Source organism: Pseudomonas sp. GW821-FHT05D12, from assembly GCF_059419825.1.
Genome location: NZ_JBWKSN010000007.1, coordinates 26,442 through 45,658, shown reverse-complemented (window position 1 = coordinate 45,658; position 19,217 = coordinate 26,442). Strand labels below are relative to the sequence as shown.

Genomic DNA, 19,217 nt, shown 5'->3' with positions numbered 1-19,217 from the left:
GTCGCTGCACTTGGCCTTTTGCAAGCAAACTCGGTGTTTTCGCCGGTGGTGTCCCCAAATCGAGGGTGACCAAGCATGCAAGAAAGCGTGATGCAGCGCATGTGGAACAGCGGCTATCTTTCAGGTGGTAACGCTGCCTATGTGGAAGAGCTTTATGAGCTCTACCTGCACGACCCTAACGCTGTGCCAGAAGAATGGCGCACCAAATTTCAGACGTTGTCTTCAGACGGCAACGCTGCCACCGATGTATCGCACGCAACAATTCGCGATCAGTTTGTGCTGCTGGCAAAGAACCAGCGCCGCGCCCAACCGGTTTCCGCCGGCAGCGTGAGCAGTGAGCACGAGAAGAAGCAAGTTGAAGTATTGCGACTGATCCAGGCCTACCGGATGCGTGGCCACCAGGCGGCCCAGCTTGACCCGCTGGGGCTCTGGCAGCGTCCTGCACCTGCTGACCTGTCGATCAATCATTACGGCTTGACCAATGCCGATCTTGATACGACCTTCCGTGCCGGCGACCTGTTCATCGGCAAAGAGGAAGCGAGCCTACGCGAAATTCACGAAGCGTTGCAGCAGACATATTGCCGCACCATTGGCGCTGAGTTCACGCACATCACCGATTCCGAGCAACGCCACTGGTTCCAGCATCGCCTGGAAGGCGTGCGTGGCCGTCCGGTGCTGTCTGCCGACGTGCGCAGCCACCTGCTGGAGCGCGTGACCGCAGCTGAAGGTCTCGAGAAATACCTGGGTACCAAATACCCGGGCACCAAGCGTTTCGGCCTGGAAGGCGGCGAAAGCCTGATTCCGATGCTCGACGAGTTGATCCAGCGTTCCGGTTCCTACGGCACCAAGGAAATCGTGATCGGCATGGCTCACCGGGGTCGCCTGAACGTGTTGGTCAACACGTTCGGCAAGAACCCGCGCGAGCTGTTCGACGAGTTCGAAGGCAAGAAGAAGGTCGAGCTGGGCTCCGGTGACGTCAAGTACCACCAGGGTTTCTCGTCCAACGTGATGACCACCGGCGGTGAAGTTCACCTGGCCATGGCGTTCAACCCATCCCACCTGGAAATCGTTTCTCCAGTGGTCGAGGGTTCGGTACGTGCTCGCCAGGATCGTCGTAACGACACCACCGGCGAGAAGGTCCTGCCGATTTCCATCCACGGTGACGCGGCATTCGCCGGTCAGGGCGTGGTCCTGGAAACCTTCCAGATGTCGCAGACTCGCGGCTTCAAGACGGGCGGTACCGTTCACATCGTCATCAACAACCAGGTGGGCTTCACCATCAGCAACCCGTTGGACGCGCGTTCCACCGAGTACGCCACCGACGTTGCCAAGATGATCCAGGCGCCGATCCTCCATGTGAATGGTGATGATCCGGAAGCCGTGCTGTTCGTGACCCAACTGGCCATCGACTACCGCATGCAGTTCAAGCGTGACGTGGTGATCGACCTGGTTTGCTACCGCCGTCGCGGTCACAACGAAGCCGATGAACCAAGCGGCACCCAGCCGTTGATGTACCAGCAGATCACCAAGCAGCGCACCACCCGTGAGCTGTACGCCGAAAGCCTGACCAAGGCCGGCGTGGTTGACGATGCGCGTGTTCAGGCGAAAGTCGACGAATACCGCAACGCGCTGGACAACGGTCTGCATGTAGTGAAAAGCCTGGTCAAGGAGCCGAACAAAGAGTTGTTCGTGGACTGGCGTCCTTACCTGGGCCACGCCTGGACTGCACGTCACGATACCTCGTTCGACTTGAAGACCCTGCAGGAACTGTCTGCCAAGCTGCTGGAAATTCCAGAAGGCTTCGTCGTACAGCGCCAGGTCTCGAAGATCTACGAAGACCGTCAGAAGATGCAAGCCGGCGGCCTGCCGATCAACTGGGGTTACGCCGAAACCATGGCGTACGCGACCCTGGCGTTCGAAGGTCACCCGATCCGCATGACCGGCCAGGACATCGGCCGTGGTACGTTCTCGCACCGTCACGCGGTATTGCACAACCAGAAAGACGCCAGCACCTACGTACCGCTGCAACACCTGTACGAAGGCCAGCCGCGTTTCGACCTGTACGATTCGTTCCTGTCCGAGGAAGCCGTACTGGCGTTCGAATATGGCTACTCGACCACCACGCCGAACGCGCTGGTGATCTGGGAAGCCCAGTTCGGCGACTTCGCCAACGGTGCCCAGGTGGTTATCGACCAGTTCATCACCAGCGGCGAGCACAAGTGGGGCCGTCTGTGCGGTCTGACCATGCTGTTGCCACACGGTTATGAAGGTCAGGGTCCGGAGCACTCCTCGGCCCGTCTGGAGCGTTACCTGCAGCTGTGCGCCGAGCACAACATCCAGGTGTGCGTGCCGACTACCCCGGCCCAGATTTACCACTTGCTGCGTCGCCAGGTGATCCGCCCGCTGCGCAAGCCATTGGTAGTGCTGACGCCGAAGTCGCTGCTGCGTCATAAATTGGCCATCTCGACCCTGGAAGATCTGGCTGACGGCTCGTTCCAGACCGTGATTCCAGAAATCGACACGCTGGACGCCGCCAAGGTCACTCGCCTGATCCTGTGCAGCGGCAAGGTCTACTACGACTTGCTGGAAAAACGCCGTGCAGAAGGCCGCGAAGACATCGCCATCGTGCGTATCGAGCAGCTTTATCCGTTCCCGGAAGACGACCTGATGGAGGCCATCGCGCCTTACACCAACCTCACCAACGTGGTGTGGTGTCAGGAAGAACCGATGAACCAGGGCGCGTGGTACAGCAGTCAGCATCACCTGCGTCGCAGCATCGGTAACCACAACAAGGCCCTGGGCCTGGAGTACGCCGGTCGTGATGCTTCTGCTGCACCTGCGTGTGGTTATGCGTCGATGCACGCCGAGCAGCAGGAAAAACTGCTGCAAGATGCTTTCACTGTTTAACGCCTTCGCGCTGACTGAAACCGAATTTTAAGGACCCACAGATAATGGCTATCGAAATCAAAGCCCCGTCATTCCCGGAATCGGTTGCCGATGGCACCGTTGCCACCTGGCACAAGAAACCAGGTGAGGCCGTCAAGCGTGACGACCTGATCGTCGACATCGAGACCGACAAAGTCGTGCTGGAAGTGTTGGCCGAAGCTGACGGCGTACTGGGCGCAATCGTTGCCGAAGAAGGCGCTACCGTGCTGTCGAACCAGGTTCTGGGCTCGATCGAAGAGGGCAGTGCTGCCGCCGCCGCTCCAGCCGCCGCTGCTGCACCGGCTGCTGCTCCAGCCGCCGCCGCTGCTCCGGCTGCGGGTGGCGAAGATCCAATCGCTGCACCGGCTGCGCGTCAGTTGGCTGAAGAAAACGGCATCAACCTGGCTTCCATCAAAGGCACCGGCAAAGACGGCCGTGTGACCAAGGAAGACGTGGTTGCCGCTGTTGAAGCCAAGAAAAACGCACCGGCTGCCGCACCTGCCAAGGCTGCTGCCCCGGCTGCTGCTGCGCCTGTGTTCGCTGCTGGCGACCGCACCGAGAAGCGTGTGCCGATGACCCGCGTACGTGCCACCGTGGCCAAGCGCCTGGTTGAAGCACAGTCGAACATGGCGATGCTGACCACTTTCAACGAAGTCGACATGACTGAAGTCATGGCCCTGCGTTCGAAGTACAAGGACCTGTTCGAGAAGTCCCACAACGGCGTGCGCCTGGGCTTCATGTCGTTCTTCGTGAAAGCGGCCACCGAAGCGCTGAAACGCTTCCCGGCTGTCAACGCTTCCATCGACGGCAACGACATCGTTTACCATGGCTACGCAGACGTCGGCGTTGCCGTGTCCAGCGACCGTGGCCTGGTGGTTCCAGTACTGCGTAACGCCGAGCTGATGAGCCTGGCTGAAATCGAAGGCGGCATCGCGACCTTCGGCAAGAAAGCCCGTGACGGCAAGCTGACCATCGACGAGATGACCGGCGGTACCTTCACCATCACCAACGGTGGTACCTTCGGTTCGATGATGTCGACCCCGATCGTCAACCCGCCACAAGCCGCGATCCTGGGCATGCACAACATCATCCAGCGTCCGATGGCCATCAACGGCCAAGTCGTGATCCGCCCAATGATGTACCTGGCACTGTCTTACGATCACCGCCTGATCGATGGTAAAGAAGCCGTGACTTTCCTGGTGACCATCAAGAACCTGCTGGAAGACCCGGCTCGTCTGCTGCTGGACATCTAAAGACGCAGCTGCAAGTTGCGAGCTACAAGCTGTAGGAAAAAGCAGCTTGGCTTGCAGCTTGTCGCTTGAAGCTTGTCGCTGAATAGAGGATCTATTTTCATGACACAGAAATTTGACGTTGTAGTGATTGGTGCAGGTCCTGGCGGCTACGTTGCCGCCATCAAGGCCGCACAACTGGGCCTCTCGACTGCTTGCATCGAAAAATACACCGACAAGGAAGGCAAACTGGCACTGGGCGGTACCTGCCTGAACGTTGGTTGCATTCCTTCCAAGGCGCTGCTGGACAGCTCCTGGAAATTCCACGAAGCCCAAGACGGCTTCGCGATCCACGGCATCAACCATGCTGGCGTGACCATGGACGTGCCAGCAATGGTCGGCCGTAAAGCCAACATCGTCAAAGGCCTGACTTCCGGCGTTGCGACCCTGTTCAAGGCCAACGGCGTTACTTCCCTGCAAGGCCACGGCAAACTGCTGGCCGGCAAGAAAGTTGAAATCACCAAGCCAGACGGTTCGGTTGAAGTCATCGAAGCCGAAAACGTGATCCTGGCGCCAGGTTCGCGTCCAATCGACATTCCACCGGCTCCAGTCGACCAGAACGTGATCGTTGATTCGACCGGCGCCCTGGAATTCCAATCGGTTCCAAAGCGCCTGGGCGTGATCGGCGCTGGCGTGATCGGCCTGGAGCTGGGTTCGGTCTGGTCCCGCCTGGGTTCTGAAGTGACCGTGCTGGAAGCCCTGGACACGTTCCTGCTGGCTGCCGACACTGCGGTGTCCAAAGAAGCGCTGAAAACCCTGACCAAGCAAGGTCTGGACATCAAGCTGGGCGCACGCGTGACCGGCTCCAAGGTCAACGGCGAAGAAGTTGTCGTGACCTACACCGACAAGGATGGCGAACAGACCATCACTTTCGACAAGCTGATCGTAGCCGTGGGTCGTCGTCCGGTGACCACCGACCTGCTGGCTTCCGACAGCGGCGTGAACATCGACGAGCGTGGTTTCATCCACGTTGACGATCACTGCGCAACCACCGTTCCTGGCGTGTACGCCATTGGTGACGTGGTGCGTGGCATGATGCTGGCGCACAAGGCTTCCGAAGAAGGCATCATGGTTGTCGAGCGCATCAAGGGCCACAAAACCCAGATGAACTACGACCTGATCCCGTCGGTTATCTACACCCACCCGGAAATTGCATGGGTCGGCAAGAACGAACAGCAGTTGAAAGCTGAAGGCGTTGAAGTTAACGTCGGCACCTTCCCGTTTGCCGCTTCTGGCCGTGCCATGGCAGCCAACGACACCGGTGGTTTTGTCAAAGTCATCGCTGATGCCAAGACTGACCGCGTATTGGGCGTCCACGTGATCGGCCCAAGCGCTGCAGAACTGGTTCAGCAAGGCGCAATCGGTATGGAATTCGGCACCAGTGCCGAGGACCTGGGCATGATGGTCTTCTCCCATCCGACCCTGTCCGAAGCGTTGCACGAAGCAGCGTTGGCAGTGAATGGCGGCGCCATCCACATCGCCAACCGCAAGAAGCGCTAAGCGAGATAATAAGAAACCACGGCGGAGTTGCCCGTCGTGAGCCTTGCGCGCAAGACTCACCGCGGAATATCCGCTGGACGCAGCCTTGCGCAGCTTTACGGGCCTTGAGCCCTGCAAGTTGCGCAAGCAGCAGTCACAGGTGGCGCGGCACTCATAATGAGCGCAGCGCCGAATGCGCAGTACCTAACGAAGACGGTAAAAAGCATGAATCTTCACGAGTATCAGGGTAAGCAGCTGTTCGCTGAATACGGCCTGCCAGTTTCCAAGGGCTACGCAGTAGACACCCCGGAAGCAGCAGCAGAAGCTTGCGACAAAATCGGCGGCAGCGAGTGGGTTGTCAAAGCCCAGGTCCACGCCGGTGGTCGCGGTAAAGCGGGCGGCGTTAAGCTGGTTCGCAGCAAAGAAGACGCCAAGGCCTTCGCACAGCAGTGGCTGGGCAAGCGTCTGGTGACTTACCAGACTGATGCCAATGGCCAGCCAGTCACCAAGATCCTGGTTGAATCGTGCACTGATATCGCTAAAGAGCTGTACCTGGGCGCTGTCGTTGACCGTTCGAGCCGTCGCATCGTGTTCATGGCTTCCACCGAAGGTGGCGTGGACATCGAGAAGATCGCTCACGAAACCCCAGAAAAAATTCTGAAAGCCACTATCGATCCACTGGTTGGCGCTCAGCCATTCCAGGGTCGCGAGCTGGCTTTCCAGTTGGGTCTGGAAGGCAAGCAAGTTGCCCAGTTCGCCAAGATCTTCGTTGGTCTGGCCAAACTGTTCCAGGATCACGATCTGGCCCTGCTGGAAGTGAACCCGCTGGTGATCAAGGCTGACGGCGATCTGCACTGCCTCGACGCCAAGATCAACATCGACGCCAACGCCATGTACCGTCAGCCTAAGCTGAAGACTTTCCACGATCCGTCGCAAGACGATCCGCGCGAAGCGCACGCTGCCAAGTTCGAACTGAACTACGTAGCCCTGGAAGGTAACATCGGTTGCATGGTCAACGGTGCTGGCCTGGCCATGGGTACCATGGACATCGTCAACCTGCATGGCGGCAAACCAGCCAACTTCCTCGACGTGGGCGGTGGTGCTACCAAAGAACGCGTAACCGAAGCCTTCAAGATCATCCTGTCCGACTCCAACGTCGCTGCAGTACTGGTCAACATCTTCGGCGGCATCGTTCGTTGCGACATGATTGCCGAAGGCATCATCGGTGCAGTGAAAGAAGTTGGCGTTAAAATCCCGGTTGTTGTTCGCCTTGAAGGTAACAACGCTGAACTGGGCGCTAAAGTACTGGCAGAAAGCGGTTTGAACATCATCGCGGCTACCAGCCTGACCGACGCTGCTCAACAAGTTGTCAAAGCTGCGGAGGGCAAATAATGAGCGTCCTGATCAATAAAGACACCAAAGTTATCTGCCAGGGTATTACCGGTTCGCAAGGTAGTTTCCACACCCAGCAAGCCATCGAATACGGCACCAAGATGGTTGGCGGCGTAACTCCGGGCAAAGGCGGCACCGAGCACCTGGGCCTGCCAGTGTTCAACACCGTGAAAGACGCTGTAGCAGCCACTGGCGCCACCGCCAGCGTGATCTACGTTCCAGCTCCTTTCTGCAAGGACTCGATCCTGGAAGCAGCATTCGGCGGCATCAAGCTGATCGTGTGCATCACCGAAGGCATTCCTACCCTGGACATGCTGGACGCTAAAGTTAAGTGCGACGAGCTGGGCGTAGTCCTGATCGGCCCTAACTGCCCAGGCGTGATCACTCCAGGCGAATGCAAGATCGGCATCATGCCAGGTCACATTCACTTGCCAGGTAAAGTCGGTATCGTTTCGCGTTCCGGCACCCTGACCTACGAAGCTGTGAAGCAGACCACTGACGCCGGTTTCGGTCAGTCGACTTGCGTCGGCATCGGCGGTGACCCGATCCCAGGCTCGAACTTCATCGACATCCTGAAGCTGTTCCAGGAAGACCCGAAGACCGAAGCGATCGTCATGATCGGTGAGATCGGCGGTTCGGCTGAAGAAGAAGCGGCTGCCTACATCAAGGCACACGTGACCAAGCCGGTTGTTTCCTACATCGCTGGTGTGACTGCCCCTGCGGGCAAGCGCATGGGCCATGCTGGCGCAATCATCTCTGGCGGCAAAGGCACTGCAGACGAGAAATTCGCTGCACTGCAAGACGCAGGCGTTAAAACCGTGCGTTCGCTGGCAGACATCGGCAAGGCCCTGGCCGAGCTGACCGGTTGGGCTGTCAAGTAAGCCTCGCGCTTAGCTGACGCTTCACCACGCAAAGGCCACCTTCGGGTGGCCTTTGTGCTTTCTGCAGGTTGCTGAAAATCAAAATGTGGGAGCGGGCTTGCTCGCGAATGCGGTCTATCAGTTGATACATTTAGTGCTGACCCACCGCATTCGCGAGCAAGCCCGCTCCCACACTCGATTGCGTTCCAGCATTTAGATATACAGATGCGACATCAAAGTGTCGCTTATCGGACAGTCCGCCCCGCAACAGTGCGTTTGTCAGGCTAATTCTGTAATCTAGCCGCCTCTTTATGCGTCCGCATCCCAAAAGGAAGCTGCGCGCTAGACCGGTCGGTCCCCATCAGGGCCGGCAGTATTTCCCTCATCCATAGGGAATCCCTCTCTAAATTCCGATTCAGTAGTGTGGTATTTCCTCAAATGAAAGTGTTGAAAAGCCAGGATGTCCTGGCGCTGGGCTTCATGACATTTGCCCTGTTCGTGGGCGCTGGCAACATCATCTTCCCGCCAATCGTTGGTTTGCAGTCCGGGCCTCACGTCTGGATGGCAGCGCTGGGTTTCCTGATCACTGCGGTGGGCCTGCCGGTGGTCACCGTGATCGCCCTGGCCAAGGTCGGCGGCGGCATGGACGCGTTGAGCAGCCCGATCGGCAAGATCGCCGGTGGCCTGCTCGCGGCGGCGGCGTATCTGGCGGTAGGGCCGCTGTTCGCCACCCCGCGTACCGCAACCGTGTCGTTTGAAGTCGGCCTGGCGCCGTTGACCGGTGAAAGTCCGCTGGCACTGTTTCTCTACAGCTCGGTGTATTTCCTGGTGGTGTTCTTCGTCTCCCTCTATCCGGGCCGACTGCTGGACACCGTGGGGCGTTTTCTCGCGCCGCTGAAAATCATCGCGCTGGCCATCCTCGGCATCGCCGCGTTTGCCCTGCCGGCCGGCGAAGTGGGCGTGGCTACCCCTGAGTACGTGGCTGCGCCGTTCTCCCAGGGCTTTATCAATGGTTACCTGACCATGGACACCCTGGGCGCGTTGGTGTTTGGCATCGTGATCGTCAACGCGATCCGTTCCCGTGGTGTCGAATCGCCCAAGCTGATCACCCGCTACGCGATCATTGCCGGCCTGATTGCCGGCGTCGGCCTGGCATTGGTCTACATCAGTCTGTTCCGCCTCGGTTCGGGCAGCCATGCGGTGGCTGCCGGTGCCAGTAACGGCGCTGCGGTATTGCACGCCTACGTGCAGCACACGTTCGGTTCGCTGGGCAGCGGCTTCCTCGCGGTGCTGATCTCCCTCGCGTGCCTGGTCACTGCGGTGGGCCTCACCTGCGCCTGCGCCGAGTATTTCAGCCGCGTCCTGCCGCTGTCCTACAAGGCCCTGGTGGTGATCCTCGCGCTATTCTCGCTGTTCGTGTCGAACCTGGGCCTGACCAAGCTGATTGCGTTCTCGATCCCGGTGCTCACCGCGATCTACCCGCCGTGCATCGTGCTGGTGGCCTTGAGCTTCTGCAAAGATTTCTGGCAGGAACAGGGTCGTATCGTCGGTCCGGTGATGCTGGTGTCGTTCATCTTCGGTTGCATCGACGCACTCAAGGGTGCTGGCCTGGCCGATTGGATGCCGTCGCAACTGGCGCACCTGCCATTGAGCGAGCAGGGCCTGGCATGGTTGGTGCCTTCGGTGATGACCTTGGGCGTGGCGTTCGTGATTGATCGCATGCTGGGCAAGCGCAGCGAAGCGCTCGCCTAAATAGCCGGCTTCACGCTACATGGAAATGCCCCGTATCAATCGATACGGGGCATTTTTTATGTGTTTGCAACACGATCCCGTAGGAGCCGGCTTGTGTTCACCCAACCATCGCTTAATAGGACCCCCATGTCGTTCGTCGAAACCAATCAGATCCACCTGCTTGCCGCCCTCTGGTTCGTTCTGTGTTGGGGCGGCTACACCCGCTATGCCACCTGGAAGGCCCGGGACACTGCGTGCCTGGCCAGTGTGCTGCATCTGTATCGCGAAGACTGGATGCGCCGCATGCTGCTGCGCGACAACCGCATCGCCGACGCCAGTGTGATCGGCAACCTGGAACGCAACGCGTCGTTCTTTGCCTCCAGCACCTTGATCATCCTGGCCGGCATTCTCACCGTGCTCGGTGCCTCAGAGCGCGCGGTGTCGCTGCTGGCTGACATTCCCATGGTGCAGCAGGCGTCCCAGGGCATGTCGGAGATCAAGCTGCTGTGCCTGGCCCTGGTGTTCGTCTATGCGTTCTTCACGTTCAGTTGGTGCATGCGCCAGTACAACTTTGCGGCAGTGCTGGTCGGCTCGGCGCCGATGGTGGGGGAGCGGCATGTGTCGGAGCAGGAGCGCAAGGCGTTTGCGCTGCGCGCGGCGCGGGTGATCTCCATGGCCGCCAACCAGTTCAACTTCGGCCTGCGCGCTTATTACTTCGGCATGACCATGCTGGCGTGGTTTGTCAGCCCCTGGTTGTTCATGTTGATGAGTGCCGGAGTGGTGGTCGTGCTCTACCGTCGCGAGTTTCATTCCGACGTACTGCAAGTGATGGTGTATACCCAGACGGACACACCGCCGCCGGAGGCGGTTAAAGAGTCGGTTTAAGTAACCTTGAAATAAAAACACCAGGCAAAGTAAAGCCCGCTATCTAAGCGGGCTTTCTTTTTGCAGCCAAGCTATTTCAAGCCGCGGTATCAAGAACCGCTGGCAGGGGTAGCAGGTGCTGCTTCTTTCGCGGCGGCTTCGTTCGATTCAGCCTGAGCTTTGGCAGCATCGGCGTTTTCTTTCGCAGCGTCGTTCACTTTATCCTGAGCCTTCGCCATATCTTTTTGAGCTTGCTCGGAATGTGCGGCGGCGTCTTGGGCTTTGTCTTCGGATTTCTTATCGCAGGCAGCGAGACCGAGGGCAGCGGCCAACATCATGGAAATAGCTAAAGTCTTGCGCATGGGGTGTTTCTCCTTATTGAAGATATCTACTGGCCTTTCGAGCATGGGCGTTCTGCATTAGTTCCTTTAATTCCACAGATATATAAACCACCGGTGCAAAGGAACTTTCCTGCCCGCCGGCTATTGCACCGATCATCACTAATAAGAGTCTTCAACGAATGACCGAAAATCCCTTGTTAGAGCGTGCGTCGCGCTTTGTATCGGCCTTGCGCCATTGTCAGGTGCTGGGTATCACCGCTCATCAGGCCAGCGAGGAGGGCATCACGCTGCTCATGCCCTATGCGCCGCAACTGGTCGGCGACCCGCGTACCGGCGTCATTCACGGTGGCGCATTGACCTCCCTGATGGACACCGCCTGCGGCATGGCCACCCTGTGCGTGTTGCCGGAGTTCGAGGTGTGCCCGACCCTCGACCTGCGTATCGACTACATGCATCCCGCCGCACCGCACCAGCCCGTCTATGGATTTGCCCAATGCTACCGGGTGACCGCCGACGTGATCTTCACGCGCGGCTTTGCCTACCAGGATGACCCACAGCAGCCCATCGCCCATGTAGTCGGCACGTTCATGCGCATGGGCAAGCGTCTCAAAGGGGCGCAAGGGTTGAGCAACACGATCAAGGGAGAGCAGGCATGACCCATCGATTCAAGACGCGCCTCGAGCAGGCCCATGAACGCGGCGATTATGCAGCGCTGCTCGAACTGATCCCCTACGCCAAGCTGATCGGTATCGAATGCACCCGGCTTGGGGATGAGTTGCTGTTCCGCCTGCCGGCCAACAAGGACAATATTGGTAACCCGATATTGCCGGCGCTGCATGGCGGGGTCATCGCAGGCTTTATGGAGTTGTCTGCCGCGCTGCATCTGCTGGTGTTCACCGGCGCGCCGGGCTTCCCGAAAATCATCGATTTCTCCCTCGATTACCTGCGTGCCGGGCAGTTTCGCGACACCTACGCCAAATGCCAGGTGTGGCGCCAGGGCCGGCGGGTGGCGAATGTGGCGATCACCGCCTGGCAAAGCACGCAGGCTGAGCCCATCGCCACCGCCCGCGCGCATTTCAAGATTGAGGAAGTCGGCCGCCCTTGAAATCCTGCTCTTAGCCCCCAACTTTGATGACAACCCGCCGCCAACCCTCAAGGGCGCGGCCACTGCCATCCAATTGGAGTTTGATGACCATGAGTGTGGAAACTCAAAAGGAAACCCTGGGCTTCCAGACCGAGGTGAAGCAACTGCTGCACCTCATGATCCATTCGCTGTATTCCAACAAGGAAATCTTCCTTCGCGAATTGATCTCGAACGCCTCTGACGCTGTCGACAAATTACGTTTCGAAGCCCTGTCCAAGCCTGAATTGCTGGAAGGCGGCGCCGAACTGAAAATCCGCGTGAGCTTCGACAAGGACGCCAAGACCGTCACCCTCGAAGACAACGGCATCGGCATGAGCCGCGAAGACGCGATCACCCACCTGGGGACCATCGCCAAATCCGGCACTGCCGACTTCATGAAAAACCTCTCGGGCGACCAGAAGAAAGATTCGCACCTGATCGGCCAGTTCGGCGTGGGCTTCTACTCGGCCTTCATCGTCGCCGACAAGGTGGAAGTCTTCAGCCGCCGCGCCGGCCTCGACGCCAGCGAAGGCGTGCATTGGTCCTCGAAAGGCGAGGGCGAATTCGAAATCGCCACGATCGACAAGGCTGATCGCGGCACGCGCATCGTCCTGCACCTCAAGTCCGGTGAAGATGAATTCGCCGATGGCTGGCGCCTGCGCAACATCGTCAAGAAGTACTCCGACCACATCGCCCTGCCGATCGAGCTGCCGAAAGAACAAGCGGCCGCCGAAGGCGAAGAGGCACCTGCCCAGGAATGGGAAGTGGTCAACCGCGCCAGCGCGCTGTGGACCCGTCCGCGTACCGAGATCAAGGACGAGGAATACCAGGAGTTCTACAAGCACATCGGTCACGACTACGAAAACCCGCTGAGCTGGAGCCACAACAAGGTCGAAGGCAAGCTGGAATACAGCTCGCTGCTCTATGTGCCGGCCCGCGCGCCGTTCGACCTGTACCAGCGTGAAGCGCCAAAAGGCCTGAAACTCTACGTACAGCGCGTGTTCGTCATGGACCAGGCGGAATCCTTCCTGCCGCTGTACCTGCGCTTCATCAAGGGCGTGGTCGACTCCAACGACCTGTCGCTGAACGTGTCGCGGGAAATCCTGCAAAAAGACCCGATCATCGACTCGATGAAGTCGGCGCTGACCAAGCGCGTGCTCGACATGCTGGAAAAACTGGCGAAGAACGAGCCTGAGCAATACAAGGGCTTCTGGAAAAACTTCGGCCAAGTCATGAAAGAAGGCCCGGCGGAAGATTTTGCCAACAAGGAAAAAATCGCCGGCCTGCTGCGTTTTGCCTCCACCCAAGGCGACGACGGCGAGCAGAACGTTGCCCTGGCCGAATACCTGGCACGCGCCAAAGAAGGCCAGGACAAGATCTACTACCTCACCGGCGAAACCTACGCGCAGGTCAAGAACAGCCCGCACCTGGAAGTCTTCCGCAAGAAAGGCATCGAAGTGCTGCTGCTGACCGACCGTATCGATGAGTGGCTGATGAGCTACCTCAACGAGTTCGACGGCAAATCCTTCGTCGACGTGGCTCGTGGTGACCTGGACCTGGGTAACCTCGACTCCGAAGAAGAGAAGAAAGAAGCCGAAGAAGTCGCCAAGTCCAAAGAAGGCCTGGTTGAGCGGATCAAGGCGTCCCTGGGCGACGCGGTCAGCGAGGTGCGGGTTTCCCACCGCCTGACCGATTCCCCGGCGATCCTGGCTATCGGCGAGCAGGACCTGGGCATGCAGATGCGTCAGATCCTGGAAGCCAGCGGCCAGAAGGTACCGGACTCCAAGCCGATCTTCGAATTCAACCCGGCTCACCCGCTGATCGAGAAACTCGACGGCGAGCAGAGCGAAGAGCGTTTTGGCGACCTGTCGCACATCCTCTTCGACCAGGCGGCCCTGGCCGCTGGCGACAGCCTGAAAGACCCGGCCGCCTATGTGCGCCGACTGAACAAGCTGTTGGTGGAACTGTCGGTTTAACACCGTTGTAGAAAAACCCGCTTCGGCGGGTTTTTTCATTTGTAGCGCTTCACTGCAGGTGCTCGCCTGTCGATGAAAAGCTCGATGGCACTGCGTTCATTCAGGATGCTCGCGCTATTGTTGACGTTCTTCCCGAGCAAGCGTGCGCCTACACACCTCAACTGGAGTAAATGATGAGCCAAGTCACTGTGCGTTCCGTGGTCTATCAGATTGATGGCCAGTCTTATGAAAGCCGCCTGGCATTCGATGCCAGCCACAAGGGCCCGCTGCCGGGTCTGCTGATGGCGCCGAACTGGATGGGTGTGAGTGCGGGGGCCGAAGAAATCGCCAAGACCGTCGCCAGCAAAGGCTATGTGGTGCTGATCGCCGACCTGTACGGGCAAACGGTGCGCCCATCCAACGGCGATGAAGCCGGCGCAGCGATGATGCCGCTGAAAAATGACCGCCCGTTGTTGAACAAGCGCATGCAAGCAGCGTTTGAGCAACTGCAAGGCCAGACCGAAGCCGCAGTGGACACCTCGAAACTGGCCACCTTTGGCTTCTGTTTCGGCGGCTGCTGCTCTCTGGAGCTGGCGCGTACCGGTGCGCCGCTCAAGGCTGCCGTGTCGTTCCACGGCACCCTCGACACGCCGAACCCGGCGGACGCGAAGAACATCAAGGGTTCCGTGCTGGTGCTGCACGGTGCTTCCGACCCGTTGGTGCCGAAAGAGCAACTGCCGGCCTTTGAAGATGAAATGAACGCGGCCGGTGTGGATTGGCAACTGCTGAGCTACGGCGGTGCGGTGCATTCCTTTACCGACCCGCATGCCAATGTGCCGGGCAAGATGATGTACGACGCAAAGACCGCTGCGCGGGCTTTCCAGTCGATGCATAACTTGCTGGATGAAGTGTTCAAGGGCTGAAACTTGAGCGCCTGTCAGGGCGTCTTAGCGGCCAAGCCCACTCCCACAACACAGTTGAATGTGGGAGCTGGCTTGCCTGCGAAGGCTATCTGACGGGCAACTCGATCCTGTCGGTTTCTCCCGGCACCGTTGGCCAATCCCCAGCCGCCCAGCGCTGCCTGGCCTGCTCGATCAGCGCCGGATCGCTCGCGACAAAATTCCAATTGATCCGCCGTGGCCCATCCAGTGGCGCGCCGCCAAACACCACCAAGTGACAATCACTGTCGGCAAACAACGTCATTGCCTGCCCGGGCTCCAGCACCACCAGGCTGTTGACCTCCAGCCCCTCGCCGTCCAACTGCGCTTCACCGTCCAGCACATACACGGCGCGTTCCTCATGCTCATCCGGGATCAGCAGGGTGGTGGCCGTCTGCATCTGCACCTCGGCATACAGCGTGGGTGACAGCACCGGCACCGGCGATTTCAGGCAGAAGCCGCTGCCCGCGATCATGCGGATCGTCACACCCAGATTGTTACTCACCGGCAGGCTCGCGGCTGGGTGATGGCTGTAGTGCCCTGGTCCGTTTTCGTGGTCCTTGGGCGAAGCCAGCCACACTTGCAGCCCGTGCAGGCTGAAGCCACTGGCCTTGAGCGCCTCGGGCGTGCGCTCGACGTGGGCAATTGCGCTGCCGGCAGTCATCCAGCTGACATCGCCGGCCTGCACCACCTGGTCCGAACCCAGGCTGTCCTTGTGCTGCAGTGCGCCGTCGAACAGGTAGGTGAGGGTCGACAGGCCGATATGCGGGTGCTGGCGGATATTCATGCCGCTGCCTGGTGCGTAGCGGGTGGGCAGCATATGGTCGAAAAACACAAAAGGCCCGACGCTGCGGCATTCCCGCGAAGGCAGCGGGCGCAGGATAGGCTGGCCTTCGACATCTTCGGGGCGCGGGCGGATCACAGTGAGGGCGGTCATGGTGCATCCCAGTCTGAGCGGGTTAGGTGGCTTTGAGCATAACCCGCCCGACGAGAGGTTGCCGCTATTGGCTGAAGGCGCCTTCCGACAATGTTGTCTGGATGGTGACTTCGGCCGTGGTCATCAGCTTGTGCACCGGGCAGCGATCCGCCACGCGATGCAGTTCGTCGCGCTGCTCGTCTGTCAGCACGCCCTTGAGGGTCAGCTTGACGGCGAGCTTGTATTTACCCTTTTGCTCTTCACTGGCGTCGTGGCTGACTTCCACGGTCACGCCGGTCAGCGGGATGTCTTTTTTCTGGGCGTAGAGCTTGACGGTCAAGGCCTTGCACGAGGCCAGCGCGGCATCGAAGTAGTCGTGGGGGGAGGGCGCCGAATCGTCCCCGCCCAGGCTCTTGGGCAGGTCGGTAAACAGCTCGTGGTTGTTGATGTTGACGCTGTGACGGAAGTTGTCGGCGTTCAACGTATTGACGGTAACAGGCATGGCAAACCTCACAGGGTGGCAGGATGAAGGTCATGCAGTTATAGAGCATGCTGGCACTTCGGTGTTCCGCGATTTTTGCCGGCTGAACCCCGGCAAGGCGCGCAAGGTCTACCAGAGTCAGCCCCTATCGAGGTTTTATCGTGCCCTGGACCCGCCTGAGTCTTGCCCTGTTACTCGCTGCCACCAGCCTGGCCGCCCACGCGCGTGACTATGCCTACAGCGACGCGCACCTGCATTACGTGGATTTTTTCCAGGAGACGGCAGGCATGGACAAGCTGCTCAAGGCCATGGCCGATAACCGCATCGAGCACGTGATGATTTCCGGTATCCCGGTGGCGAAGAAATGGCACGAAGACGAACCCAAGCGCCCGCGCTACTACGCCGGTGATGACGCCGATGCCTATTGGTACAGTGCCACCGATGTGATCGTTGCGGCTGCGGTGACGAAACTGACGCCTGAGCAGCGCCAGCACTTTCATCCCTTCCTCAGTGGCTTCAACCCCAACGACAAGAACTCGGCCGCGCACATCCAGCGCATGCTCGACCTCAATCCCGGGCTGTGGCAGGGCATCGGCGAGGTGTTCACCCGCCACGACGACCTGACCGCCCTGACGTCCGGCGATACCCCGCGCGCGAATAACGAAGCCATGACCCGCATCTATCACCTGGCGGCCGAGAACGACCTGCCGGTGATGCTGCACTCCAATATCACCTCCAAGCGCGAACGTAACCCGCTGTACCTGGCCGAGGTGGAGGAGTCGCTGCGCAACCACCCGCACACGCGCTTTATCTGGGCACATGCCGGCACCAGCAAGGAAATCCATCGCCACCAGGTGCAGATGGATTTTTTACTGCCCACCTTGAGTCGGCTGCTGGAGGCCTATCCCAACCTGTACATCGACCTGTCCTGGAGCATGCTCACGCCTTACTTGCTGGATGACGCGGGCAAGCCTCGGCCAGAGTGGACAGCGTTGGTGGAGCGCTTCCCGGAGCGTTTTATGCTGGGGTCGGACGTGGTAGGGCGTTTCAACAAGCTGGGTAAGGAGATGCACCGCTTCGAGCCCTTCCTCGACGCGCTTCCTGAGGACATTGCCCACAAGGTGGCTCGGGATAACTTCCTGGCCATCCTGCCTAAAGCGCCTCGCGATTTGCCTCCTCGTTGATATCGCGTTTTGGTCTTACGCAATCGGGCGAGGACGCCGATAACTTTCAGGAGACCGGCTGCAGGTGGATGCAGCGCTTCTGGAAGGAACCTACGCAATGAATGTTCGCAGTTTGAATATCGCCCCACGCGCCGGCTTGGGCTTTGGCGTGCTGGCATTGATGGTGTTTGCCCTGGGCGGCTTTGCCCTGTTGCAGATGGCCAATATGCGCCAGCAATCGGATCAGGTGGAGAACAACTGGCTGCCCAGCGTGATGGCGGTGGGGGAGATGAGCCAGGACCTGTTGCGGGTGCGCGCGCTGACCTTGCGCTTGCTGCTTAACCGCGAGCCCGAGGCGCTGGCGCAGAACGAGCGCAAGCTCAATGACCTCAAGAGCGGCTTGCATCACGCGCAGACCCTGTACGAAGCGCTGATCGTGCTGCCCGAGGAGCGCACGCTGTTTGACCGCTTCAAGGTCCAGGAACAGCAATACCTGCAACGCCAGGAACAGGTGATGGGGTTTTCCAGGGCCAATCAGCTGGAGGACGCTATCAGGGTGGTCAACGGCGAAATGAATCAACTCGCCGATGAAATGGCCGCGACCCTGCGCGATCTGGTCAACCTGAATAAGACCAACGCCAACCTGGCGGCAAGCCTGGCGCAGAGTGTGTTCAGCCAGTCGCGCAGTTGGGTGATCGGCATGATCGTGCTCACGGCGTTGATTACCATCGGGCTGGCGGTGTGGCTGACGCGCAGCATTGTGTTGCCACTGGCGCAGTCGTTGAAGGTCGCCCAGGGCGTCGCCAGTGGCGATCTGACCGGCGACATAAGCGTTACCGGAAACGACGAGCCGGCGCGCCTGCAGCAGGCGCTCAAGGGCATGCAGGAGAACCTGCGCGACACTATCCGGCGTATCTCCGAGTCGTCGAACCAGTTGGCGTCGGCTTCCGAGGAACTCAGTTGTGTCACCGAGGACGCCACGCGCGGCCTGCATCAGCAAAACCAGGAAATCGAACAGGCGGCCACGGCGGTCAACCAGATGACGGCAGCGGTGGAGGAAGTGGCGAGTAACGCCGTGGCCACCTCCCAGGCCTCGCGCGAGTCCGACCGCATTGCCCAGCAAGGGCGTGAGCAGGTGCACCAGACGGTGGTGTCCATCGAGGCGCTGGCCACTGACGTGACCGACAACGTGACGCAGGTCGAGGACCTGGCGCAAAAGGTCTATGGCATCAGCAAGGTGCTGGACGTGATCCGCTCGATTGCCGAGCAGACCAACCTGCTCGCACTGAATGCGGCCATCGAGGCGGCGCGGGCCGGGGATGCCGGGCGCGGGTTTGCGGTGGTGGCCGATGAAGTGCGCGCCCTGGCCCACCGTACCCAGCAATCGACCCAGGAAATCGAGCAGATGATCAGCGGCATTCAGCAGGGCACCGATCAGGCGGTCAGTTCGATGCAACAGAGCAACAGTCGCGCGCGTTCCACTCTGGATATCGCCAAGTCGGCGGGGATGGCACTGGAGGAAATTGCCTCGGCGTTTACCTTGATCAACGAGCGCAACCTGGTGATCGCCAGTGCTTCCGAGCAACAGGCGGCGGTGGCGCGGGAGGTGGATCGCAATTTGATGAACATTCGCGACCTGGCGCACCAGACGTCGACCGGGGCGAACCAGACCAGTGCGGCGAGCCAGGAGTTGTCGCGGCTGGCGGTGGACCTGAATTCGATGGTGGCGCGGTTTTCGGTGTAGGGCAGCAGGTCGAGCT

General features: G+C 59.7%; 16 protein-coding genes and 1 pseudogene. 14 read left to right on the top strand and 3 right to left on the bottom strand.

Translation table 11 applies throughout. The features are described 5' to 3' along the window. The first annotated feature begins 75 nt into the window (after positions 1-75). The 7 genes from AC07SI_RS14775 to AC07SI_RS14745 all read left to right on the top strand — a co-directional run bounded on the left by AC07SI_RS14775 (position 76) and on the right by AC07SI_RS14745 (position 10,561). Complete coding sequence (locus AC07SI_RS14775) at positions 76-2,907, top strand: 2-oxoglutarate dehydrogenase E1 component (protein WP_065901555.1); 2,832 nt, start codon at positions 76-78, stop codon at positions 2,905-2,907. Between the two features lie 44 nt (positions 2,908-2,951). Next, positions 2,952-4,178 carry a 2-oxoglutarate dehydrogenase complex dihydrolipoyllysine-residue succinyltransferase gene (odhB, locus tag AC07SI_RS14770; RefSeq protein WP_495005964.1) on the top strand — a complete coding sequence of 409 codons (1,227 nt, stop codon included), beginning with the start codon at positions 2,952-2,954 and terminating at the stop codon, positions 4,176-4,178. Between the two features lie 99 nt (positions 4,179-4,277). Continuing rightward, complete coding sequence (lpdA, locus tag AC07SI_RS14765; protein WP_065901549.1) at positions 4,278-5,714, top strand: dihydrolipoyl dehydrogenase; 1,437 nt, start codon at positions 4,278-4,280, stop codon at positions 5,712-5,714. Between the two features lie 204 nt (positions 5,715-5,918). After that, complete coding sequence (gene sucC / locus AC07SI_RS14760) at positions 5,919-7,085, top strand: ADP-forming succinate--CoA ligase subunit beta (RefSeq protein ID WP_003190011.1); 1,167 nt, start codon at positions 5,919-5,921, stop codon at positions 7,083-7,085. Continuing rightward, positions 7,085-7,966, top strand: a complete 882-nt coding sequence (sucD, locus tag AC07SI_RS14755; protein WP_003172813.1) for a succinate--CoA ligase subunit alpha — start codon at positions 7,085-7,087, stop codon at positions 7,964-7,966. Before sucC ends, sucD begins: the two co-directional genes overlap by 1 nt. A gap of 417 nt (positions 7,967-8,383) precedes the next feature. After that, a complete protein-coding gene (gene brnQ, locus AC07SI_RS14750) occupies positions 8,384-9,697 on the top strand; it encodes a branched-chain amino acid transport system II carrier protein (RefSeq protein ID WP_106804692.1) in 1,314 nt (437 codons plus the stop codon). Between the two features lie 126 nt (positions 9,698-9,823). Then, positions 9,824-10,561, top strand: a complete 738-nt coding sequence (locus AC07SI_RS14745) for a DUF599 domain-containing protein (RefSeq protein ID WP_495005963.1) — start codon at positions 9,824-9,826, stop codon at positions 10,559-10,561. A gap of 89 nt (positions 10,562-10,650) precedes the next feature. Here AC07SI_RS14745 and AC07SI_RS14740 read toward each other — a convergent pair whose 3' ends face one another. Further along, the gene (locus tag AC07SI_RS14740) at positions 10,651-10,902 is read right to left on the bottom strand and encodes a hypothetical protein (protein WP_065901929.1); all 252 of its coding nucleotides are present in this window, start codon (positions 10,900-10,902) and stop codon (positions 10,651-10,653) included. Positions 10,903-11,060: 158 nt separating this feature from the next. Here AC07SI_RS14740 and AC07SI_RS14735 point away from each other — a divergent pair, with 158 nt between their 5' ends. The 4 genes from AC07SI_RS14735 (at position 11,061) to AC07SI_RS14720 (ending at position 14,882) form a co-directional block, all read left to right on the top strand. Further along, positions 11,061-11,537 carry a PaaI family thioesterase gene (locus tag AC07SI_RS14735; protein WP_495005962.1) on the top strand — a complete coding sequence of 159 codons (477 nt, stop codon included), beginning with the start codon at positions 11,061-11,063 and terminating at the stop codon, positions 11,535-11,537. Beyond that, positions 11,534-11,986 carry a PaaI family thioesterase gene (locus tag AC07SI_RS14730; RefSeq protein WP_106804690.1) on the top strand — a complete coding sequence of 151 codons (453 nt, stop codon included), beginning with the start codon at positions 11,534-11,536 and terminating at the stop codon, positions 11,984-11,986. Before AC07SI_RS14735 ends, AC07SI_RS14730 begins: the two co-directional genes overlap by 4 nt. Positions 11,987-12,075: 89 nt before the next feature. Further along, a complete protein-coding gene (gene htpG / locus AC07SI_RS14725) occupies positions 12,076-13,980 on the top strand; it encodes a molecular chaperone HtpG (protein ID WP_065901927.1) in 1,905 nt (634 codons plus the stop codon). A gap of 173 nt (positions 13,981-14,153) precedes the next feature. Next, positions 14,154-14,882 (top strand): dienelactone hydrolase family protein, encoded by a 729-nt coding sequence (locus AC07SI_RS14720; RefSeq protein WP_065901536.1) that lies wholly within the window; start codon positions 14,154-14,156, stop codon positions 14,880-14,882. 85 nt (positions 14,883-14,967) lie between these two features. On the opposite strand, the gene AC07SI_RS14715 is transcribed toward AC07SI_RS14720, so the two are convergent. Continuing rightward, on the bottom strand, positions 14,968-15,834 hold the full coding sequence (locus tag AC07SI_RS14715; RefSeq protein ID WP_495005961.1) for a pirin family protein: 867 nt from the start codon (positions 15,832-15,834) through the stop codon (positions 14,968-14,970). 64 nt (positions 15,835-15,898) lie between these two features. Further along, entirely contained in the window at positions 15,899-16,315 is a 417-nt protein-coding gene (locus AC07SI_RS14710) for an OsmC family protein (RefSeq protein WP_495005960.1), read from the bottom strand. 140 nt (positions 16,316-16,455) lie between these two features. Here AC07SI_RS14710 and AC07SI_RS14705 point away from each other — a divergent pair, with 140 nt between their 5' ends. From AC07SI_RS14705 to AC07SI_RS14695, 3 genes and pseudogenes are all read left to right on the top strand, one after another. Then, positions 16,456-17,478 carry an amidohydrolase family protein gene (locus AC07SI_RS14705; RefSeq protein ID WP_201143839.1) on the top strand — a complete coding sequence of 341 codons (1,023 nt, stop codon included), beginning with the start codon at positions 16,456-16,458 and terminating at the stop codon, positions 17,476-17,478. Positions 17,479-17,575: 97 nt separating this feature from the next. Further along, positions 17,576-18,346: pseudogene (locus AC07SI_RS14700) on the top strand (MCP four helix bundle domain-containing protein); the annotation flags it as partial. Beyond that, positions 18,338-19,201, top strand: a complete 864-nt coding sequence (locus AC07SI_RS14695) for a methyl-accepting chemotaxis protein (protein ID WP_404940335.1) — start codon at positions 18,338-18,340, stop codon at positions 19,199-19,201. The pseudogene AC07SI_RS14700 and the gene AC07SI_RS14695, both read left to right, overlap by 9 nt. Positions 19,202-19,217 lie beyond the last annotated feature (16 nt).